Here is a 19,668-nt window from a genome sequence, read left to right as displayed (position 1 = left end):
TATATTCCCGCAACGAAAGGGCTTCCGATGAAATTCGATGTTCTCATTGTCGGCGGCGGGCCTGCCGGATTAAGCGCCGCGCTTATTCTGGGGAGGTGCCACCGCAAAGCATTGCTCTGCGATGAAGGGCATCAGCGCAACCTGAGTTCGCACGCGATACACGGCCTGCTCGGACGGGAAGGCCGGTCCCCCTCAGTATTCGTGGATGAGGCGCGGCAAGAACTCAGCCTGTACAAGTCGATTTCGCTGCGCGGGACACGAGTTACCGACATCATTCCAAGTGGCGATGAATTCAAGTTTGTGTGTGCGGACGGAACAACCGGCCTCACCTCAAAGGTCTTGCTTGCGACGGGTCTCGTTGACGAGCTTCCTGAATTAGCGGGAATCGAGCCTCTGTACGGCGTTTCCGTGCACCATTGTCTGTATTGCGACGGCTTCGAATACGCGGGAAAGCCCGTAGCTGCATTTGGCAAGGGGGATAAAGGGGCCGAGCTTGCCATCATGATGAAGCACTGGATGGCGGATGTTGTGGCTTGCTGCGATGGGACTGAGGTCAGTACGAAAGCGAAGCGAAAACTCAAAGAGCACGATATTCCGCTGCGCTTGGAGCCCATTGAATCCCTCGAAGGTACGAACGGAGAGCTCGCAAAGATCGTATTCAGGAGCGGGCCGGATCTGCCCCGGGCAGGTTTGTTTTTCTCGACGGGCTGCGATCAGGCGTCTGACCTTTCCAAACGACTTGGTTGCAAGCGCGATGCGAAGGGCGGCGTCGTGAAGGACCCCGACACGGAGGAAGCCAGTGTCCGGGGCGTGTATGTTGCGGGTGACGTGTCTCGCGATGTTCTTCTTGTCGCCGTTGCCATCGCGGAAGGCGCGCAGGCGGCGGTCGCCATCAACAAGGGTCTCTTGCGCCGCGACGGATATTGCGAGTGATGAGTTTGGGAAGATAGCTAGCTTTTCGCTTCCTTCTCGGCGTTTGGAAGCCAGCGCCAAACGCCGAGGGCGTTGATGAGAAGGAGAACCACATTCTGGACAACGAGCGACGCTTTGCCTTCAACCCAGTCGTCGGCCGTCCAGGCGATGGAGCAACGATCAAGATCACGAAGCCAGCGACGGTTATGCGCGCCTGAACCTCGGCAAATCATGGAACAACAGCCGTCCGCCATGGCGGGCGGCCTTTTATTTGGGGAAGAGCATGGATGAACGGCGCTGCGAAGCTGTTGATGCAGATCGCTGCCCGTCCGGAGCGAATAGACGTACTTATCGAATGCGCGGGCAGGGGAACGGACCGCGCGAGCTCCGGAATCCAGCCCAGCACCGCAGAAAGCTAAACGCTTTGCCTTTTCAAAACGCTGAGCCGTCCGTCGCCTTCCAGCATAGCCAGCTTGATCTCTTCATAGTTGTCGACACTCTGTTCGCGCAGCTGCGATTTCAGTTCATCTTCGGTAATCATTTCCTTACGCAAGTTCTGCGGAATCAACCTGACGTCGCGAATGAGCGTAAGGCTTGGAGGCTTCAGATACGGCCGCGTCGCTGGGAAGCGCCAGGCGATCCAGTCCAGAAGATATTCCCACGCAACGATCGTCAGAACGAGCGCGAGACCCTCGGTTACCGAGCTGTACTCTTTTCCAAGCCCATTCTGAGCGGCATCGGCGATCAAAACGATCACGAGGAGGTCAGCAGGCCCGAAATGTCCCGCCTGGCGTCGCGCCATGAAGCGGAGGATCACGAAAAGCCCGAGATACATCAGGCTGCCGCGAACAACGATCTCTGCAAGCCCTATTGCCGGCACAAACACGGAATTCCAGTCGACCGATAGATTCATGGCTTACTCCTAATGTGTCTGCTCCAGAAGAAGGCCTAGTAGCATTGAGGATGTTTTGAGCGGCCGTAGCTCAACCGCCTGCGATAGCTGCCAGCAGACGGTCGAGGAAAACTGCTTGCCCCTTCAATATTTTCGCGCGAGCCTCCTCAATTTCAAACCATGCGGCGCGATCGAGTTCGGGAAAACATCTGACGCCGCCCGGATCGCGGTCGCCATTCCATCTCGAACATATTGCTCTTGAGATCGGCAGCGTCCCAGTCATGTTCAACAGCCGATACGTGAATCTTTCCTCTTGGCTGCTTCGACTGGCCCAGCGACACAGACTTACCGCGCGGAGGGTGACCGGTTCCTTCCGCAAACTCGCGCTTTGCTGCGGCGAGGACAGTTTCATCCGCCGCGATCAAGCCTTTTGGAACCGACCACGATCCCAGGTCCTTCTTGCCCCAGAAGGGTCCTCCGGGACGACCGAGCAGGACTTCGACGTCTCCGTCCTTTAATCGATAGGGGAGAAGCCCCGCGCTCTGTTTACTGGATACGGATGTTGCCACTATCGCACGCTAGGCTGCGCGGGCAGCAGTCTGCCGTCTATTGTGAAGATGACGGAGAAGCTTTAGCTGGGTATGCGAGAACCATCTCCAGCGTGCGTGGACGGAAGAGTTGGGATGTCAGTGCAGGGCGGGCATGCCCTGTGAATGTGTTCGCGCTGACGGCCTTGAAGGGCCTGACGTGAGTCAGGTGCTTGCCGAGAGACCGCCAGTACGAAATTGTCGCCGCGCCTTCTGAGTTTCACAAATTCATGACTGGTCGCTGAGTTAAGGCGTCAGCAACAATCTCCTTGCGTCTGATTGACCTGCTTAGTCAGGGAGGTCGATGTCCGGTCACAGCCCTCGTAAGCGGTCAAAAAGCGGCGGGCCGATCGGCCCGCCGCAAGTTGCTTCGGACGATCAACCTTTACTGTTTGCTTCGATCTACTTCCGTACCCGTGGGGTTTGGAGATGGCGGCGTCGGACGGTTGGTCGTCGCCGCGCCCGTGGTCGTGCCGGGCTCGGTGTTGGTCTTGCCCGAAGGCCCCGCAGGGTTAGCCGGCTGGGTCTGCCGCGCGGTTTCGCTGGGCGGCGTGGTGCCCGCCTGGTCTACCGTGTTGTTATTCAGGCCGTAGAACACGACACCCAGCACAGCGGCGATGGCGATGGCGTACATTGCGATCTTGGTGCCGCTGGCGGGACCTTCGGCGAGCTGGGGATCGGCTTGCAGCTCATTGTCGCGACGCCGCATTTCCTCTTCACTCCGGCCCGCACGATAAGGGTCGTTCGGATTGGGTTGATATGCCATAAATTCGTTCCTCCGGTAGCGCCCCAGCTAAGCGAATAGGACAATGGCCGGCGCTCGCGGATGTTCCGCGCGAATGTCTATGTGCCCGTCTTCTTTAAGGAAGTAGGCGCGGTTTCGCCCATTACTTCGGCGCCTGCAGGCCGGGCGAGCGTAACCATTCGTTAATATGCGCGCCGGTCTCGGCCTGCCTCGCTTTGCGGATGATCTTGAGCGCAAGGTGGAAGCAACTTGGCTTCGTCGCGCAAACGCTTTGCTTTATCGGCTAATCGTTGCTCTAGGTTGTCTGCCTGTTTGAATCGTCGTCGCAATTGCTTCTGCATAGCAATGCTCCGTTCCTTGCGAAGGCGGGAGCGCAATACTCTCCGTCACCGATAACAGCCCGATACAGTGCGGTGATGGACCGAGAATACTCGGGACGACCGTCGGCGCCGGCTTGATGGTCAGCGAAAAGGTAGATGCTGCTTTTTGAGGTGGGTTCGATGCTTTTGGCAAAAAGACGGCTGACGTGATCGATTTCTACCGCAGGCATGTCGCGGCCAACGTGGCCCGTCTGTCCTAGTGTTGGTGCAGCGGGTCGAAACAAATCGTTTCACGAATGGACGCTTTTTCGCCTTCATGAATATGCCGCCATCACCCATCGAAAATCGCCCAGGTCGACAAACGCGCTGTGGGGTGGTGTGAAATCCGACCGGTTGAGATCCTCGACTTATGGCCGGTGTAGCGCGGTATTTCCGACGACAGCCTCTTGTACCATGCGCACGGCCTCATTGATCTTGGCGCGGTCGCGCCGCGCTTCCGGCGGTAGCGACGTGACCGCGTGATGAATGTTGGCCGGGATAGTCAGTCCGCTGTCGAGGGGCTTGTTCGCCCATTGCCAGTAACGATCGAAAGTGTCCATCACAGGTCCTCCCGCAGGCCCTTGAAGAAGGGATGGCGGACCTTTCCCTCGGCGGACTTGGCGCGGTACTTGATCTCGGCGTTCAGCTCAGGCTCCACCCAGATGCCCTGGTGCGCGATCCGCTTGGTGTAGGGCTGGGTTTTGCGGATCAAGGGCGTCAGACGCTCGCGCAGCTCGGCGGATGATTTCTTGTCGAAGCCGTGGTCGACCTTGCCGGCGTAGATCAGGTCGTCGCCCTTGCGGCGGCCGACATGGATGCCGTCCCAGTCGTTGCCGTCGAGGGCGAAGCCGGCGATGGTCAGAGTCTCGCGCTGGGCGCTGGTTTTCTTCACCCAGTCGCGGCCGCGCCCCGATGGGTAGCGGCTATCGCGGACCTTGGAGACGACGCCTTCAAGGCCGACCTTGCAGGCGTGCGCGAACATCTCTTTGCCGTCGACCTCGAAGCTTTCGCTGAACTGGACGTCGGTCCCGTCGATGATCTTCTTCAGATGCGCCTTGCGTTCGATTAGCGGCAGCTTTCGAAGGTCATAGCCATTGAGATAGAGCAGGTCGAAAGCGACCAGCACGATCTTTGTCGACTTTCCTTTGAGCTCGTTTTGAAGGACTGAAAAATCTGTCGTGCCGTCAGCGGCGGGGACGACGATCTCGCCATCGATGATGGCGAGCCGGCGCCGATGTGCCAGGCGTCGTCAGCAACCTTCCTGAAACGTTTGGTCCAATCGTTGCCGCGGCGGGTGAAAACCTTGACGGCCTCGTTCACCAGGTGAACCTGGACGCGATAGCCGTCGAATTTGATCTCATGGACCCACCGATCGCCGGACGGCACTTTCTCGATCGACGTCGCCAATGCGGGTTCGACGAATCCGGGGAAGGGCGCTTTCACGCCGATTGCCGCCGGCTTCTTACGCTGAAATGCCACAACAGAACTCCACGCTACTAAAGCTGATTCAAAATTGATGCAGGCCGAGTCATTTGGCCAGGAAAATGGGATGCGAGTGCGCTCTTTCACCTGCGGGATAAATAGGAAATTGCAGTGAAAATGCGAGTCTGGATCAGACTAGTCGGAGGGATAATTGGCGCCGATCGTGATCCTCGTGCCGTTCGAGAAAATCAGAGATCGCAGCGGGAAGCTCGCGCATCTGCAGATCGCAGCGACGGCGCAATTCGCGGGCGACGTCTTCGGAAACGTCTTCCGACCAGCGCTCGGCGGTATTGAAAGCGACGACGCGGATGGGGTTGCTGTATTGGCCGGTCAACAGGTCTTGAATGACCGTCTCGAGATCGGTGGCCTCGTAATCGGCTTCGCGCCAGGCGCGGCCTAATCGACCGAAATCATCCGCCACCAGGTAAACCGTTTCATCGTCGTCGTTCGGGACGATCGACGGCGTCCAACTGGACCCACGCATTATGAACTCCACGCAATGCGGAAAGAAAAATTTACCTAACCTGAATCGTTCCGGCGCACCGAATTGGAACCCCTCCTATGATGACGCGTTGCCGCTCGCAACGGGAGGTATTGCAGGATGGCTAAAGCAAAGAAGCAATCAAGCCGCGGGCGCAAGCAGGACCGGGCGCGGGTCGCCGGCGGGCAGGATTACGAGGTGCGCTACACGGCGAAGAAGACCAGGAAGTCGGCCAGCGCCGTGAAGAAGGCGGTCAAGAAGGTGGGCAGCGGTCGCAAGCGGGTCGAGCGCCGGCTTGGCCGTTAGGAACGCGAGCTAAGGTGGTGGGTTGAAACCGTGTCGCACCTTCCCCCGGTGCGATACCTCAGCCCAAGAAGGGTCTCAGCGGTGCCGCTGGGGGCCCTTCTCGCGCTTAACAGCCAGGCGGCCGTGGTGCGAGCGTCCACGAAGGCGGGCACGGCTCCGCAGCCAACTGGGGTAGAAGCCGTCGAGTGACCACGAAGGTTTTGATAGTATCTTCCGAGTCAGCGAACCTGATCCGAACAACAAATCGGAATTCAAGCCCAGGCGTGAACGTGTCGTCTTTGCCGTTTGTAACCCCGGATAATGTTGCCTTCAAAGTGCCAACGCCCTTCGGTACTACCGTTCCCATTGATGACAAGCTCAATGAGGATTTCGACAGATCAATGCTCTGCTTAGCAGAGGAAAGGTATAGATCTCCGATTTCAAACGAATGCTCGACCGTTATGTCCAGCGGCGTAATGTTGACGTCAGCGCGGTTGAGCATCGAAATTGTTATGGAGGCGGTCGACACTCCGGCTGGGCGCACCTGCACATCGATCGCAGGCTCTTTGTCCCTCAGTTCGCGATCGTCCTTCGCGGCGCTAAGGTCAAGAGAACGTTTGGAGATGTAGAGGCTGCCGCCAGAAACCAGCAAAGCGATCGCCGAAATGACCACTGCAAAGTGCGCGGTGTTAAATTGTCGCATTGCCTACCTTTTCGCCTTTGGCCCCGAGGTCGACCGGCTAGCGCGGTTTGACGCACGCGTCGACCGCGTAAGCGCATTGCTCGCCGGCTGTGATCAGGCCGCCCGTTGGTCCCTGATAGAGACGACCCCGCCAGAGACGACAACATTAATCTGGCAAAATCGCCGAGACGAAGTACCAGAGAAGTTTCCTGATGAGACCGAGCCACTCGCGATTGTGGTGCCGTCTCCGGAGTTGTACGACCAGACTTCCGTTTGCCCTTCGGCCGCCTTATTGGCCGGTGGTCCCATGCAGACCAGCACTTGTTCTTTAGAGAGGCCGACCATTTGAATCCGCGCGTCCTGAGCTATTTGCGCTCGCTGGATCGCGCAGCCACTCACCGCGACGGCAAGCGCCACGATTCCCAGATTTCGCATTTTTCTGATTCCCCAGACCCTTTTCATCCAACCGCAACCGGAAGGCGAGGGCAATAGGTCTTCCGACTCAAATCATTTGCTAAAGAAACGCGGCTACTTTGCCCGTCAAGCGAACAGCTCGGCGCCGGCCGCAGTGAAGGTGACGAAGGTTCCGGATTCGTGCATCGCTAGCCAACCCCGCTCAATGGCGAGTTTCATGCCGGCGCCATATTCCGCCGGACTGCCGCCATCACGAAACAGAAATGGCTCGTTGATCTTCTCGATGTGGATGCGGCTCTGCACCGGCTCGACGGCGTTGGCGATCTCGAGGATCCGGCGCGCCGCCGTTTCGGGCTCGGCGCAGGGGCGGGTGGTGGCGTATTTCATCGGGCGGCGCTGATGGCCTCAACCCCTGATCTTTCTTGTAGCTGCTTTTGATTTAATCGAGATGCCGAGTCGTGTCGACCTGTTCCGTACGAAATCAGGTGTCCGATCCATTGCCTTCGCAATCTGCTCAAGGGTCTTTCCAGATCCGGCTAGCTCCGATAGGCGACGATCTTCCTTGTAGGACCAGCCTTTCCGAATCATCCTTCTATTTCCCCTTCGCCTTCAGCCGGCTGGCGGAGCTAAACTTCTGGGAACAATCTGTCGGTCGATTTATCTAACCGTCTGTCTCCAGCTACCGAGCTAAGATGGCCTACTAGTTCACCTGTTGGCTTGTAAATCTTTTGACCTCGGAGGTCGTACAATTTCTTGCCGGACAGGTCGTAAATTTGGTTTGCACGGATGTCGGCGACGTACTGTCCGTCGCTGTCGAGTATTTTTGCGTCCATTGCATGTTACTTTTTCGTTGGGGATCAATGGCGCACGTTGGCGGTTTTATGCACCGTCTAGATCAATCAAATATACAAACAGGAGGTCATCAGAGTCCTCAGCTTCCTTTGAGCCTTGCTGGTATTTAGCTATCTCTTCCTTAATGGTTGTCCGCGCTTGCAGTTTTCCGGTCCCGCAGATCGGTTCGCCATTTGAATTCAGCGCAGACAATTCGGCCCGAAACGATTCTTCCTTGCAAAACTCGGCAGCCTCCCGGCTGGCCTCGAGGGTGACGATAGGCTTGCCATCAACTAGGATCGTATAGACTAGCCCCTAACGCGCCCGCTTCATTTCCCTTCGCCTTCAGTCCCAGCTCTACAAGCCGGGGGTTTTGCCTAATATGTTAACGGCAGCACTCGTTGCAAAATGGCGCCGAGGCAAACGAGCACCACGAGCAACTTGAGCAGATTTGCTAGTCGGCTGTCGGTGGCGAACTTGTCGATCGCCCAAAAGCAGATTGCGCCGACGACGACGATAATTAAAACCCCTATCAAAACCGAAATCATGTCGCCCTCGTTGTGCTGTTGAACTTCATTTCGCCTTCGCCTTTAGCCCGAGCTCGGCCGCGGCCTGGACCGTGTTGGCAATCTCCTGGAGCGCCATTGCCAATGAAAATTCGGCATCGAATAGCTTTTTTGACCGTCGCTGATAGTCACGTCGGCGAACCCTTCGACGACATGCCACTCGACCGCTCTTGCAAACGCTTCCTTGGCGGTTTCATTGGTCACGGTCAGCTGGTGATCGGCATGGTAGGCTTTCACGGAAAATGGCATAGGCGCCACCAGGGTCTGCAATGTGAATGGGGCCGCCTCAGGCGACGGCGTCTTTCATACCAATCGGAAGCCACTCTCCTTCATGAAGAAACTGCGCACAAAGAACCCATTGTGTTTGGCCGTTATCGAGGAAGCGCAGGTGCCCAGCATGGCCATCATGGCGGGTTTCTGTCACGACTGCCTGCCTACCACTGACAGCGCTTTCGAAAGCCTGTCCAACAGCAAATCGCTCGTCCGTCCTCTTCTAGATCAAGGGCGAATCAACTCACGACTACTCAATTGTATCAAGTTTATAGGGGTTGATCTTGTTCGCTTCCGGCTCATTCGGGCTGGCCAACCGTTCATTAACTCACCGCCAGCAGGATCGCGGGCAATCGCAGATCGCCATACCCGTGAGGAGGAATGCGTAATAGCCGCCGCTGTCTCAACCCAGCAGCGGCTATTTCGTGCCACAGGGCCCTTTCTTTCGCCGGATTTCCGTCACCATCTTTCGTGTATTCGAATCTATGGGGTGAGTGAATGTGGCAATAGGTACAGTGAAGTGGTTCAACGCGACAAAGGGCTACGGATTTATTCAGCCCTACTGGCGGCAAAGACGTGTTCGTCCATATCTCGGCCGTCGAGAGAGCAGGTCTAAGCAGTCTAAATGAGGGGGCGAAAGTGAGCTATGAAGTCGTGGCTAACCGCGGGAAAGAATCCGCCGAAACCTCAGGGTAGGTTGATCGCTAGCGAGAGTCGGCGGGCCTACAGCGATCCGAACACCTTCCAGACGATCGCCAACGCCAAGATCGCAAGCATGGCGTAAACGGTGCGGCGACCAATCCGGTTCACTTTAGTAGACCCGGCGATGCCGTCGCCGGCCGCTACGATGAGGCCGGCGATCGCGACCGCGTCGCTATCGCGGGTGCACGCTGGGATTTGTGAGGCCGGAGCAACATCATGACCAGAGGCGTGGCAGTTCTGGGGTCGGCGGTCTTTTTTCTGATTGCCCCCACGACGGTCGCCGGTGTCGTGCCGTGGTGGATTTCGCAATGGCGTCTGCAAGCGCCGTTCTTCGATCTCCAGCTTATCCGATGGTTCGGCGTGGTTCTGATCCTGCTCGGCATTCCGGTGTTGGTCGAAACCTTCACACGATTTGCGCTGCAAGGTGGCGGCACGCCAGCGCCGGTCGCACCAACGCAACATTTGGTGATCACCGGCCCCAATCGTTATGTCCGCAATCCGATCTATCTTGCCCTAGTGGCGATTGTACTTGGCCAAGGACTGATCCTCGGAAACGCAAGGCTTCTGGTCTACGGCGCGCTAGTGTGGATCGGCTTCCACATCTTCGTTCTGGCTTATGAGGAGCCGACGCTGCGTAGGACATTTGGAGCGGAGTACGACACCTATTGCGCCAACGTGTCGCGCTGGTTGCCACGCTTGCCCGGCTCTACGTCGGCGTCGTCCTGATCGACCGCGAGTGCGAGTGCCGCGGCCATCGTCGCCGGATCGTGAGCGTTGTGTACGATCACATGTGCCAGCAGCAGTGTGACCAGCGCATCGGCTACGCGGCGGGGTTACGACCGGGCAACATGTCCCAGATCGGGGCGCGTAGCGCCTATCTCGCATTGCGGGATTTCGATCCGGCTAATGTCTCTTGTGGGTCATTCGCGTCGATTTGGCCGGACCACTGCGACTTCCGGTCTACCGCGGTGAACGGACACGCTCAGGATAGGCCGGCACGTCTCAAAGTGCCAGATGCAGACATGCCAAAACCAGACAAGAATTGTTCGATACTATCGTTCTTTTTGGAACCGTCTCTTTGGTAGTTCGTTAATTAACGGGTTGTTGTGAGCTGACGCAGCCGAATTCTCGAACCACCATCGGGAGTATCATGGACGCAAAAGCGAAACAGCCTCCTAAGGCTCTGTTCGGGGTCACTGGCCTCGATGAGGTCCTTAGCGGGGGTCTCGCCCGCAATCGCCTTTATTTGCTGGAAGGTACCCCAGGCTCCGGCAAAACAACCTTGGCTGTGCAATTCTTGCTCGAAGGCGCGTCAGGAAGCGAAAAAGGCCTCTACATAACACTCTCCGAAACCGAGCAGGAGTTGCGGGAAGCGGCGGCCTCTCATGGCTGGTCAATTTCTGACAAGATCGACATCTTCGAGCTGCTGCCCCCCGAAAATCTACTGGACGAAAAGCAGCAGCAAAGTCTGTTGTATTCGTCGGACCTTGAGTTAGGGGAAACCACCACCCGCATTTTTGAAACCATGGAGCGGGTCAAGCCCGCACGTGTCGTGCTCGATAGCTTGTCGGAGATACGGCTGCTTGCGCAGAACTCGCTGCGCTATCGCCGCCAAATCTTGGCGCTGAAGCATTATTTCGCGCAACGCGACGTGACGGTCCTGCTGCTTGACGACATGACTGCCGAAATTTTGGATAAGACTGTCCACAGCGTTGCGCACTGCGTCATACGACTCGAAGAAATTGCGCCCGACTACGGCGCCGAGCGTAGGCGGCTACGCGTTTTGAAATATCGCGGCCAGGCATTTCGTGGCGGTTATCACGATTTCATCATTCAAACTGGCGGTGTGCAGGTTTTTCCACGCTTGGTCGCTTCCGAGTATCGTGCGCGAACTAAATCCCAGGTGCTGAGTACGGACATCGCTGAACTAGACAAACTTATGGGTGGTGGTGTCGATAGCGGCTCCAGCACGTTAATCATCGGCCCTGCGGGAACCGGCAAGTCGCTAATGGTCCTTCAATTCGTAACGGCGGCGGTCAAGCGCGGCGAGCACGCAGCTCTTTTTATTTTTGACGAAGAGCTTGGGCTCCTTTTTTCCCGATCAAAGGCAATGGGCATCGATCTGGAGTCCATGCGTGACGGCGGAAAGCTCCACATTGTTCAAGTGGACGCGGCCGAGATATCGCCTGGAGAGTTCGCTCACAAAGTCCGCGGGGTCGTGGAAAAGGAAAATATTCGAACGGTAGTTATCGACAGCCTTAACGGCTATCAAAATGCAATGCCGCAGGAGCAGTATCTCATCCTACACATGCACGAGTTGTTGCAGTACCTGAACCGCGTGGGCGCTGCGACATTTCTCACGGTGGCCCAGCACGGAATGGTTGGAGAAATGAAATCACCGGTGGACGTGACGTATCTTGCCGACACTGTCATTTTGCTTCGCTATTTTGAGGCATTCGGCCAGGTCCGTCGGGCGATTTCGATGCTCAAGAAGCGGACCGGCTCGCACGAAAATACGATCCGCGAGTTCACAATTGGCCAAACTGGTATCACCGTCGGGCCCGTTCTTGAGAAATTCCAAGGCATCCTGCGCGGGGTACCTCAACACATAGGCGGGAACGCGCCAAAGACCCAAGAGTAACGACTTATGACCCCCCTGTTCGATACGAGTCCCGAACGTGCGGTTATTCTTGCCCCGCAAGGGCGCGATGCGACGGTCGCGGCCAGCATCTTGCGTGAAGGCGGGCTGACTGTCGAGATCTGCAACGATCTGCCAAGTTTAACAGAAGAAATTGCCCGAGGAGCCGGTGTCGCAGTCCTGACCGATGACCCCATCAGAAATGCAGATATCAAAACTCTCGCGGGCTGGATCAGTTCGCAGCCCCCCTGGTCAGATTTTCCCTTCGTGCTGCTGACTGAACGCGGCGGGGGTTTGGAGCGAAATCCCATCGCAACGAGGCAAATGGGGGCGCTCGGCAATGTGGCGTTTTTGGAACGACCGTTTCACCCGACAACATTGCTCAGCGTCGTGCGCACAGCTCTGCGCGGTCGAAACAGGCAATACGAGGCGCGCTCCCGTCTCGATGCCTTGCATGAAAGCGAATCTCACGCACGGCACGCCGAGGCGCGCTTGCGCAGTCTGAACGAAACCTTGGAAGCGCGAGTCCAGGAACGCACTGCAGAATTAGCCGCCGCCAACCGGCAGCTTCTCTCTCAGATCGAGGAAAAGGAAAAAGTTGAGTCAACGCTGCGTCAGATGCAGAGATTGGAAGCGATTGGTCAACTTACGTCAGGTGTCGCACACGACTTCAATAACCTGCTCACAGTCGTGCTCGGAAATATTGGATTTCTGGAAAGAAACAATTCCATTGTCGGCGATCCAAAATTGCAACAGCGGCTTTCTCATATGCGGTTGGCGACCGAGCGCGGGGCCCAACTCACCTCCCAACTGCTCGCATTCTCACGCCGCCAGCGGCTGGAGCCGAAGCCATTCGGCGTCAACGAAGCGTTGGAGAATATGCAGAATCTGCTGCAAAGCACGTTGGGCGGCGGCATTGGTATCAATACCGTGCTCCGACCGGGAACCTGGCAGGCTCTCGCCGATCCGGCACAGATTGAGCTAGTTGTTCTCAATCTCGTGATCAACGCACGCGATGCCATGGGAGATCGCGGCAATGTCACTATTGAAACAGCGAATGCAAAAGTCGGACCTCCCGAAAGCCCGGAAGAACCTCCCGCCGGTGACTACGTTATGATTGCGGTCACCGACACCGGTTCGGGAATGACAAAAGAAGTTCTGGCAAAAGCATTTGAGCCATTTTTCACAACCAAAGAGATCGGTAAGGGTTCGGGCTTGGGATTGAGCCAGGTCCTCGGCTTTGCAAAGCAGTCGGGCGGGGGAATGCGGATCGAAACTCGCGTCGGGGAAGGTACCTCGGTAAAAGTCTATTTGCCCCGCGCCGAGAATTTCGGCTCGGAAGCAACGGTCGTGCCGGTTGGCGCCGCTCGGACCAATCGTAAAGGTGCAATAATTCTCATCGTGGACGACGACAGTGCAGTACGCGACATCACAGGTTCGCTCCTAGAAGATCTTGGTTATGTCGTGCTGAAGTTGGGGAGCGGCGGCGCTGCCCTCGATCTCCTCGATCGGCAACCAAATGTTGATCTGGTGTTGCTCGATTTTGCGATGCCGGGCATGAGTGGCGTGGAGGTCGCGCGCCAAGTCCAATTGAAACATCCGGCAATCCCAATTTTGTTTGTGACGGGATACGCTGACAAAAATGCGCTCCGGGATGTAGGCGAGGAAAGGATCATCAAAAAGCCGTTTATCGGCGAAGAGCTTGCGAAGAAAGTCAACGCTGCCCTTGTCACAGGTACTGCTCCCCACAGCAGGAAGGTCGTGGTGCCGCTCAGGCGCTGACGATTCAAACTGACCCGCGCGGTGGTACTAGGTAGGTACCCCCTACGTCGCCATCAACGCGAGCCTCAGTGCGCGCCAAAATCATGCGTTTGGCCGCAGCCACACCCTCCGCGCTGGCCGTCCGGAATTGCAGGGATTCGCGCTTAAATCGGCTGTGCGCTGGCGCACTTCATTGAGCAGGCGGATATTCTCGATAGCGATGACTGCCTAGGCGGCGAAGTTCTTGACTAAAGCGATTCATATAGACATTCATCATGGCATGGTGGGTTTCATCTGCCGAGCTGCAAAGAGCGTCGGTCACGAGAATGATCCGGAAGCCAGCAGTCGATCGCGCCCAGCATGGTCGTCAGCACGCAGACATCGGTTTCGCTGTCGGTGATGATGACGGTTTCGATCCCGGCGCTGCGCAGCTGCTGATGCAGGTCGGTGCCTGTCCAGGGCGAATACACATTCTTGTCGTAGGTGCGGGCAGGGGGAACGCAACTTCGCGAGTCAGGAACCAGCCCGATCATTTCCGGGCCTAGCTGATCAATGGTCATGGAGCCCCAGCGCTCGTAATAGTGGCGCCACATTCCGACGCCCTGACCGGGCTTGTGGGCCGGGATGAAGTGAAGATCGTCTTTTCCGAGTGGATGGAAGTGATTGACAGGATATTCGGCAGGACGCGATCAAGCCAGGGCATCTTCCATTCGGTGCCCTCGGCAAACATTCTCTGCATATCAACGCAGAGATGAACTGCAGTCTCTCCGGGCGGGCCGCAGCGCAATTCGTCGTTCTTTGACATACCCTTTCCCCTAAAAACCAGCTCCAACAGCGATGCCTAGCCCTTGGTTCCTATCTCTGCCCGGGCCAGCCCTTGAAGGCAACGGGGTGCAATCCCCTCTTGCGCGAGGGACATCACGCCAAGGCCAAAAATTCAGGCTCTCATGCGGCGCTGCAGCACAAAAAAGCTGGGCCGCCTCGTTCATGAGGCGGCCCTCGGCGATTTGTTGTCTATGCCTCTTCGGCACTCTGTTCGATTGCCTCGGGCATCTTAGCAACCGACATGAGCGTGCGGGCAATCTGGTTGAGCAACATGTCAGCATTCTCTTCCTCCGCCAGCGACTTGGCGAGTAGCGCCACGATCGCACTGTGCCGCAGTTGCTGCGCGAGGTTCTTTGCGGTCGTATAGGCGGAGATTTCGTAATGCTCTACGCGCTGCGCCGCACCTATCAATGCGAGGTCGGCGAGGGCATCTTCTTTCTCTTCTCCTTCCTTCATGACTTCCTGGCCCTCTTCGACAAGGCCCATCATGCCCTTGCAGGGCTTGGTGCGAGCAGTTTCTCCTAGCAGTGAGAGACATTCATTCAGCCTCTCGATCTGACCTTCAGTCTCAATCAAGTGCTCCTCGAAGCACTCGCGCAGGCGGTCGAACCGTGCCGCCTCCGCCATTTTGGGGAGTGCTTTGGTCAACTGCTTCTCCGCGTGGAGAATGTCCCTCAATTCATCCACCAGCAGGTCACCGATACCTTCCGGCGCTGTGGGTGGCGAACTCTCCGTCCTGATCGTGGTTTCGGAGTCAGTATCGGCTGTCGATAGGGCCGGGGAGGCCATGAATTCCCAGTCGCCGCCCTCATTCCACGGGCCTCTCGTATCGATCTCACCTTCATCACCTGTGCCGGTCGAATCATTGAAGAACTGATTCACAAGGCCGGGTGTGGGGGCGAGCTTGCCGATCGAGAAGGCCGGCTTTTTCATGCTTTCAAGGGCTGCGGAAAAGGCTTTCATGTGGGTGATTTCGCGGGTCATAAGAAACTGCAGCGCATCTTTGGTACCAGCATCGTCGCAGAAATTGATCAGCCTCTCATAAACGATCTTGGCGCGGGCTTCGGCAGCGATATTGCTGCGGAGGTCGACGTCAAGCTCGCCGGTGATCTTCAGATAGTCCGCGGTCCAGGCATTGCCTTGCGAGTTGAAGAGATTGACGCCGCCGCCGCCCGCGATAGCGATCAGCGGATCGGCTTCTGCCTTTTCCCGGTCGAACTTCATCGGCTTGAGGTGGAGGCGGGCAAGGCTGCCGACGACTTCAAGATGGCTCAGCTCTTCGGTTCCGATATCCATCAGGAGATCTTTGCGGTCCGGATCTTCACAGTTCAGGCCCTGGATGGAATATTGCATCGCGGCAGCTAACTCGCCGTTGGCCCCGCCGAATTGCTCAAGCAACATGTTGCCAAAACGCGGGTCCGGTTCATCGACGCGAACCGTGTACATGAGCTTCTTTACGTGATGATACATGATGACCTCGGGGCTGAATTTGCGGGGCTGCTGCAGCCCAATAACCCCGTGCGTCAAATGTTCCTAACGGCTCGCACCGGAGACCGGTTTTGTATTCTCAAGAGCACCAAGCAAGCGGGAGATTTCGCCGGCGACCGCGAAGCAGCCCGCCCTGCGCAGCGCGTCTTCGGTAAAGCCGCCTGACAGCACGCCCGCCGCGGCGGCACCTGCCCCGCACGCCGCCTCGGCAGTCCTTGGCCGTCGGTCCGCAATTGAACAATAGACAAAGATAGGTTAGCCGAACCCCTGTACGCGCTCAAAGAGCCGTTGCGGCGTCCGCAAACCTAAATTTCTGCGTAAGGTAACAAATCCCTCCTAGCCCCGGGGCACGCTTCGCCCCGCTACCCTGGCCGCTCTCGCGGTCGCTCAATCCGAGCTATTCCGCAGCTTCAAGCTTTGACGGGCGACCGGCTACCTTGAGTATAGCCGACATCACCTCATCCGTGGCCGTCTGCTGGATCATGTGGCCATTTCCGGCAACTCGGTGCAACCTACTCTGCGGAATTTCGGAGTGCAGTCGTGCCGACTGTGTGTCGATGTCGATCAATCTGTCTTGCTCGCCCACAATGATCACGATCGGCATTTTCAAATCTGCGTACTGATTGCGGAACAGGAAAGCATCCGGAATCATCAGCGCCGATTCCGCGGCAGATGCCCGTATCTGTGAGGGGCGAAGGGCCATTTCCTTCGGAAATCCTTCGAACTTCTTCGGCACAGACTGAGGACCAAAGATTTTCTTCATCATCAACGGCCAGATCGCCCGGCTAATCAACGGCGACAAGGTGTGACTGAGAAGGTCGCCGACGACCGGCAACGAAGGCGCGCCCATCGCGATGACATCGGGTCTTGCGGTGGGATAGTAAAAACCCGAGGCGAGCACCAAGCCGCGGGTCATGTCGGGGTATTTCAGCGCTAGTGCAACGGCAACCGATGCGCCCCATGAGTGTCCGAGAACGTTCGCATTGGAAACGTTGAGTTTTGTGAGTGCTTGCTTGATCAGCTCGGCCTGGGCGTCGGGGGTCCAGACCACATTGCGCGGGCGGTCGCTGTGACCGAAACCGGGTCGGTCGAAAATGACGACCCTGAAATGTTTTGCCGCAAGATCAATCAGACCGCTGGAGTCAAAGTCTTGCATCATGCTGCCGTTGCCGTGCAACAGAACCAGGGGTTCGCCGAGCCCCGTTCAACGTAGTGGAGACGAACGCCACTTACATCGAGGAAGCGGCCGGACAGTGTGCTGGATGAAGCACTCGTACTCACCATTGATCGTGCGTATTTCGACCTGACCGGCGGCCTGGAGCGCTGGCTCTATCGCCTCGTGCGCAAGCATGGCGGACGCCAGACCGGCGGCTGGAGTTTCGATTTCGTTCATCTGCACGCCAAGTCTGGCAGCCTCTCGCCGCTGAAGCATTTTGCATACGATCTCCGGGAGATCGTCCGCCGCCAGACCTTGCCTGGCTATCGCCTCGTTATCGACCGCGGCCTTCGCGGCGCTGAACGCCTCAACTTCACGCCCATTCCTGTCGATCCGCTCACGGCTGCTCCACGCCGTCGCGGACTCCCAACTGCATCGGTGCACAAGCTGTGAATCATTTCGTGCTATCGGGGACGAGGACTCGCGTGCCATCGGGGACCCGATCCTCGTCCTATCGGGGACCGAAATCGAACGTAACGTCCTGGCGCTCAAATTCTTTTCGCGCTCGTAACTTTACTAACCTGGAATCCTGCGGATTCTTTCTAACGGAGTGCCCGTTTTCCACAGCAGTGGTCAGCCGACGAAATCCCGGGATCTGGTGCGAGGTTTCGCGAAACAGCTCCAGGATTCGCGAACTGGACTCACGATCCAGGGGCCGAATCACGAGCAGGCTCAACAGAAATCGCACGCCTCTGAGGCTTCCGTTTCCGGAGTCGTGTCCAGCATCCTCTTCCGGCACGATGATTGCTGCTCAACATTGCAGCGCGGGAGCGGGCAACAATGGTGCTCTTTCGTCCCATCTTGCGGGCTTCCCGGCTCGCCACTCTTACCAGTGAGCAGCAGGATGAGCGATCTCACTGATGTCGAACTCCTTTGGCTGGAGAAGCGCATCGAGAACTGGATTCGCTTCGGCCACGCTGCCGAGGAGCAGATTCTCGATAAGCGACGGCGGATCCTTTCATTCGCCACGGGTAGCATCTTCGCGTTCGTGCGCTGGGCCTCCAACGACTTCGGCACCGTTATCTCGCGCGTCGATATCCTGCGGGCTGTCGCGCCCGGCCAGCGCTGCGCGACCGTGCCTTATGTACGACCAGGCGGCGAACTCCTGTTGCGCTTGTCAGGCTGGTCCAAGGTCGAACGCGTGTTGCAGATTGTCGACGCCATCGAGGCGCTCGGCATCGACCCGGCTGACGCGGCTCCGGATTACTGGCACCACGTCCACAACCGGGTGTCCGTCAATGAAGTGCCTCGCGCTTACACGCGCTCGCGCCATCAGACCTGGCTGCATCGTCGGAGGATCGCGCTGTGACGGGCCGCGTGATGATACTCCTGACGGCGCTGTTGGCTGCAGCCGGCCGGTGTGCTGTCATCGATCGCGGCGAGACCGGTTCCCCGGTTTCTATGGAACGCTTCCGAAAGCGTTCCCATCGGCCTCTACCGGTTACAGCCGACCGACCGATTGTTCGTCACCGAACTTGTCGCGATCGAACCACCTGAGCCGTTTGCAACCTTCCTCGCCGATGGCCGCTTTCTGCCGCGGGCCTGCGCGTCAGCGCTTCACTCTTGATGGCCGCGGGCACGATGGCAGCCTTGCGATCCCTCAGGTCGATGCTGTGCGCCGTGATCGTCTTGCAGCGCCGATGTTGTCCTGCAGTGCTGCGCATGCGGGTCAAGCATCGCCGGCGACGCATCGGGCGAACGGTAAATCCTTCCATCCCTTTGCAGCGTTTGTCACCGAAGCATCCAGGCGGTTCAGTGTGCCAGAGCACTGGATACGCGCGGTGATGCGCGTTGAAAGTGGTCAAAAATCACGGGCGAGGTCGCGAAAGGGCGCCATTGGCCTGATGAAGATCAAGCCAATGACCTGGACCGAATTGTGCGCTCGGCACGGTCTCGGCGCCGATCCTTACATATCCGCGAACTCCACGATCGTTACGGCGCGCCGGGGTTCCTCGCCGCCTACAATGCAGGGCCTGGACGCTACGAACGCCACCCGACGACAGGTAGACCGCTGCCGGAGGAGACACAAGCGCATGTGGCAACGCTCATGCCGACGATCGAGGACGTGCGGGCCAGCAAGCAAATTGCTCCGTCGCAAGGTCGTTTGCTTCGGCCAACTTGTCACTGTTTGCGACCTGTCGGCGAGCATCGCGCCCGACGGCAAAGCTTTGGCTGACATGCGTCAGAACCGTTCATCACGCCGCTACGCTGTCGTCGACCTATCGGCTCTTATACCGCAGTCAAACAACCTGTTCGTGCGCCTTGCCCGAGGGATCAGATCGCAATGATCGAAATCGTGCTTCATCGCAGCCTGTCGCAGGATATCGCATCCTCTGATGTGAGGCAGGAGGAGCAGGGAGATATCAGCCTCGGATGGCAAGGGAAAAGCGCCGCCTTCGGTTCGGCGCATGTGGTTGATGGCGTTGAGGTTCTGCGAGGCGATGAGAGTGGTCATGCCGTCGCTGCAGCCCGAAACCTCAAACAAATCAACGCATCGAGAGCCGTCGGTTTTCGCGGGTAAGCGGTGAGAGA

The 19,668-nt window shown here is 57.7% G+C and carries 18 protein-coding genes and 5 pseudogenes; 10 read left to right on the top strand and 13 right to left on the bottom strand.

Going from position 1 to position 19,668, the window contains the following annotated elements; all coding sequences use genetic code 11:
• Positions 1 to 27: 27 nt before the first annotated feature.
• A complete protein-coding gene (locus tag JQ624_RS33795; protein ID WP_212423213.1) occupies positions 28 to 933 on the top strand; it encodes an NAD(P)/FAD-dependent oxidoreductase in 906 nt (301 codons plus the stop codon).
• Between the two features lie 394 nt (positions 934 to 1,327).
• On the opposite strand, the gene JQ624_RS33790 is transcribed toward JQ624_RS33795, so the two are convergent.
• The 6 genes and pseudogenes from JQ624_RS33790 to JQ624_RS33765 form a co-directional block, all read right to left on the bottom strand.
• Entirely contained in the window at positions 1,328 to 1,825 is a 498-nt protein-coding gene (locus JQ624_RS33790; protein ID WP_212423212.1) for a DUF421 domain-containing protein, read from the bottom strand.
• A 152-nt stretch (positions 1,826 to 1,977) separates the two neighbouring features.
• The gene (locus tag JQ624_RS33785) at positions 1,978 to 2,373 is read right to left on the bottom strand and encodes an NUDIX domain-containing protein (protein WP_312014538.1); all 396 of its coding nucleotides are present in this window, start codon (positions 2,371 to 2,373) and stop codon (positions 1,978 to 1,980) included.
• A 403-nt stretch (positions 2,374 to 2,776) separates the two neighbouring features.
• Positions 2,777 to 3,157, bottom strand: coding sequence for a hypothetical protein (locus JQ624_RS33780; protein WP_212423211.1), 381 nt, complete (start codon positions 3,155 to 3,157; stop codon positions 2,777 to 2,779).
• 706 nt (positions 3,158 to 3,863) lie between these two features.
• Entirely contained in the window at positions 3,864 to 4,055 is a 192-nt protein-coding gene (locus tag JQ624_RS33775; protein ID WP_212423210.1) for a hypothetical protein, read from the bottom strand.
• Positions 4,055 to 4,974: pseudogene (ligD, locus tag JQ624_RS33770) on the bottom strand (non-homologous end-joining DNA ligase). Before ligD ends, JQ624_RS33775 begins: the two are co-directional and overlap by 1 nt.
• A 133-nt stretch (positions 4,975 to 5,107) precedes the next feature.
• On the bottom strand, positions 5,108 to 5,398 hold the full coding sequence (locus JQ624_RS33765; RefSeq protein ID WP_312014537.1) for a hypothetical protein: 291 nt from the start codon (positions 5,396 to 5,398) through the stop codon (positions 5,108 to 5,110).
• Positions 5,399 to 5,578: 180 nt separating this feature from the next.
• On the opposite strand from JQ624_RS33765, the gene JQ624_RS33760 reads away from it, so the two are divergent.
• Positions 5,579 to 5,764: a DUF3606 domain-containing protein gene (locus JQ624_RS33760; protein WP_212423208.1), complete on the top strand. Its 186-nt coding sequence runs from the start codon at positions 5,579 to 5,581 to the stop codon at positions 5,762 to 5,764.
• Between the two features lie 106 nt (positions 5,765 to 5,870).
• Here the strand turns inward: JQ624_RS33760 and JQ624_RS33755 are convergent, their stop codons facing one another.
• From JQ624_RS33755 to JQ624_RS33740, 4 genes are all read right to left on the bottom strand, one after another.
• Positions 5,871 to 6,446: a hypothetical protein gene (locus JQ624_RS33755; RefSeq protein ID WP_212423207.1), complete on the bottom strand. Its 576-nt coding sequence runs from the start codon at positions 6,444 to 6,446 to the stop codon at positions 5,871 to 5,873.
• 93 nt (positions 6,447 to 6,539) lie between these two features.
• Positions 6,540 to 6,860 carry a hypothetical protein gene (locus tag JQ624_RS33750; protein ID WP_249130275.1) on the bottom strand — a complete coding sequence of 107 codons (321 nt, stop codon included), beginning with the start codon at positions 6,858 to 6,860 and terminating at the stop codon, positions 6,540 to 6,542.
• Between the two features lie 105 nt (positions 6,861 to 6,965).
• Positions 6,966 to 7,226: a hypothetical protein gene (locus tag JQ624_RS33745; RefSeq protein WP_212423206.1), complete on the bottom strand. Its 261-nt coding sequence runs from the start codon at positions 7,224 to 7,226 to the stop codon at positions 6,966 to 6,968.
• Between the two features lie 821 nt (positions 7,227 to 8,047).
• Complete coding sequence (locus JQ624_RS33740) at positions 8,048 to 8,218, bottom strand: hypothetical protein (RefSeq protein ID WP_212423205.1); 171 nt, start codon at positions 8,216 to 8,218, stop codon at positions 8,048 to 8,050.
• A 782-nt stretch (positions 8,219 to 9,000) separates the two neighbouring features.
• Between JQ624_RS33740 and JQ624_RS33735 the strand changes: the two are divergent.
• The 4 genes and pseudogenes from JQ624_RS33735 (at position 9,001) to JQ624_RS33720 (ending at position 13,628) form a co-directional block, all read left to right on the top strand.
• Positions 9,001 to 9,202: pseudogene (locus tag JQ624_RS33735) on the top strand (cold-shock protein).
• A gap of 222 nt (positions 9,203 to 9,424) precedes the next feature.
• Positions 9,425 to 9,934: an isoprenylcysteine carboxylmethyltransferase family protein gene (locus JQ624_RS33730; protein ID WP_212423204.1), complete on the top strand. Its 510-nt coding sequence runs from the start codon at positions 9,425 to 9,427 to the stop codon at positions 9,932 to 9,934.
• Positions 9,935 to 10,358: 424 nt separating this feature from the next.
• Positions 10,359 to 11,849: an ATPase domain-containing protein gene (locus JQ624_RS33725; RefSeq protein WP_212423203.1), complete on the top strand. Its 1,491-nt coding sequence runs from the start codon at positions 10,359 to 10,361 to the stop codon at positions 11,847 to 11,849.
• Between the two features lie 6 nt (positions 11,850 to 11,855).
• The gene (locus JQ624_RS33720; RefSeq protein WP_212423202.1) at positions 11,856 to 13,628 is read left to right on the top strand and encodes a response regulator; all 1,773 of its coding nucleotides are present in this window, start codon (positions 11,856 to 11,858) and stop codon (positions 13,626 to 13,628) included.
• Between the two features lie 169 nt (positions 13,629 to 13,797).
• On the opposite strand, the pseudogene JQ624_RS33715 reads toward JQ624_RS33720, so the two are convergent.
• From JQ624_RS33715 to JQ624_RS33705, 3 genes and pseudogenes are all read right to left on the bottom strand, one after another.
• Positions 13,798 to 14,412 (bottom strand): annotated as a pseudogene (locus JQ624_RS33715) (cysteine hydrolase family protein).
• A 209-nt stretch (positions 14,413 to 14,621) separates the two neighbouring features.
• Complete coding sequence (locus tag JQ624_RS33710; RefSeq protein WP_212423201.1) at positions 14,622 to 15,902, bottom strand: DUF892 family protein; 1,281 nt, start codon at positions 15,900 to 15,902, stop codon at positions 14,622 to 14,624.
• A 415-nt stretch (positions 15,903 to 16,317) separates the two neighbouring features.
• Positions 16,318 to 17,204: pseudogene (locus JQ624_RS33705) on the bottom strand (alpha/beta fold hydrolase).
• Here JQ624_RS33705 and JQ624_RS33700 point away from each other — a divergent pair.
• From JQ624_RS33700 to JQ624_RS33680, 4 genes and pseudogenes are all read left to right on the top strand, one after another.
• A pseudogene (locus JQ624_RS33700) lies at positions 17,176 to 17,529 on the top strand (replication initiator protein A); the annotation flags it as partial. The pseudogenes JQ624_RS33705 and JQ624_RS33700 overlap by 29 nt on opposite strands.
• 451 nt (positions 17,530 to 17,980) lie before the next feature.
• Complete coding sequence (locus JQ624_RS33695; protein WP_212423200.1) at positions 17,981 to 18,445, top strand: DUF2840 domain-containing protein; 465 nt, start codon at positions 17,981 to 17,983, stop codon at positions 18,443 to 18,445.
• On the top strand, positions 18,375 to 19,424 hold the full coding sequence (locus tag JQ624_RS39820; protein WP_409334405.1) for a transglycosylase SLT domain-containing protein: 1,050 nt from the start codon (positions 18,375 to 18,377) through the stop codon (positions 19,422 to 19,424). The genes JQ624_RS33695 and JQ624_RS39820 overlap by 71 nt, the downstream gene beginning before the upstream one ends.
• Positions 19,421 to 19,657, top strand: coding sequence for a hypothetical protein (locus tag JQ624_RS33680; protein ID WP_212423199.1), 237 nt, complete (start codon positions 19,421 to 19,423; stop codon positions 19,655 to 19,657). The genes JQ624_RS39820 and JQ624_RS33680 overlap by 4 nt, the downstream gene beginning before the upstream one ends.
• The last annotated feature ends 11 nt before the right edge of the window (positions 19,658 to 19,668 follow it).

Source organism: Bradyrhizobium sp. AUGA SZCCT0283 (assembly GCF_018130385.1).
GTDB lineage: Bacteria > Pseudomonadota > Alphaproteobacteria > Rhizobiales > Xanthobacteraceae > Bradyrhizobium.
The sequence above is the reverse complement of the archived record's forward strand: the minus strand, read 5'-3'. Positions and strand labels throughout refer to the sequence as shown.

What these genes read in the sequence shown, in the direction of transcription:
- JQ624_RS33795 (WP_212423213.1), top strand. Translation starts at nt 28, where the DNA reads ATGAAATTCGATGTTCTCATTGTCGGCGGCGGGCCTGCCGGATTAAGC.
- JQ624_RS33760 (WP_212423208.1), top strand. Translation starts at nt 5,579, where the DNA reads ATGGCTAAAGCAAAGAAGCAATCAAGCCGCGGGCGCAAGCAGGACCGG.
- JQ624_RS33695 (WP_212423200.1), top strand. Translation starts at nt 17,981, where the DNA reads ATGAGCGATCTCACTGATGTCGAACTCCTTTGGCTGGAGAAGCGCATC.
- JQ624_RS33740 (WP_212423205.1), bottom strand. Translation starts at nt 8,218, where the DNA reads ATGATTTCGGTTTTGATAGGGGTTTTAATTATCGTCGTCGTCGGCGCA.
- JQ624_RS33790 (WP_212423212.1), bottom strand. Translation starts at nt 1,825, where the DNA reads ATGAATCTATCGGTCGACTGGAATTCCGTGTTTGTGCCGGCAATAGGG.
- JQ624_RS33780 (WP_212423211.1), bottom strand. Translation starts at nt 3,157, where the DNA reads ATGGCATATCAACCCAATCCGAACGACCCTTATCGTGCGGGCCGGAGT.
- JQ624_RS33720 (WP_212423202.1), top strand. Translation starts at nt 11,856, where the DNA reads ATGACCCCCCTGTTCGATACGAGTCCCGAACGTGCGGTTATTCTTGCC.
- JQ624_RS33775 (WP_212423210.1), bottom strand. Translation starts at nt 4,055, where the DNA reads ATGGACACTTTCGATCGTTACTGGCAATGGGCGAACAAGCCCCTCGAC.
- JQ624_RS33755 (WP_212423207.1), bottom strand. Translation starts at nt 6,446, where the DNA reads ATGCGACAATTTAACACCGCGCACTTTGCAGTGGTCATTTCGGCGATC.
- JQ624_RS33725 (WP_212423203.1), top strand. Translation starts at nt 10,359, where the DNA reads ATGGACGCAAAAGCGAAACAGCCTCCTAAGGCTCTGTTCGGGGTCACT.
- JQ624_RS33710 (WP_212423201.1), bottom strand. Translation starts at nt 15,902, where the DNA reads ATGTATCATCACGTAAAGAAGCTCATGTACACGGTTCGCGTCGATGAA.
- JQ624_RS39820 (WP_409334405.1), top strand. Translation starts at nt 18,375, where the DNA reads ATGAAGTGCCTCGCGCTTACACGCGCTCGCGCCATCAGACCTGGCTGC.
- JQ624_RS33750 (WP_249130275.1), bottom strand. Translation starts at nt 6,860, where the DNA reads ATGCGAAATCTGGGAATCGTGGCGCTTGCCGTCGCGGTGAGTGGCTGC.
- JQ624_RS33745 (WP_212423206.1), bottom strand. Translation starts at nt 7,226, where the DNA reads ATGAAATACGCCACCACCCGCCCCTGCGCCGAGCCCGAAACGGCGGCG.
- JQ624_RS33680 (WP_212423199.1), top strand. Translation starts at nt 19,421, where the DNA reads ATGATCGAAATCGTGCTTCATCGCAGCCTGTCGCAGGATATCGCATCC.
- JQ624_RS33730 (WP_212423204.1), top strand. Translation starts at nt 9,425, where the DNA reads ATGACCAGAGGCGTGGCAGTTCTGGGGTCGGCGGTCTTTTTTCTGATT.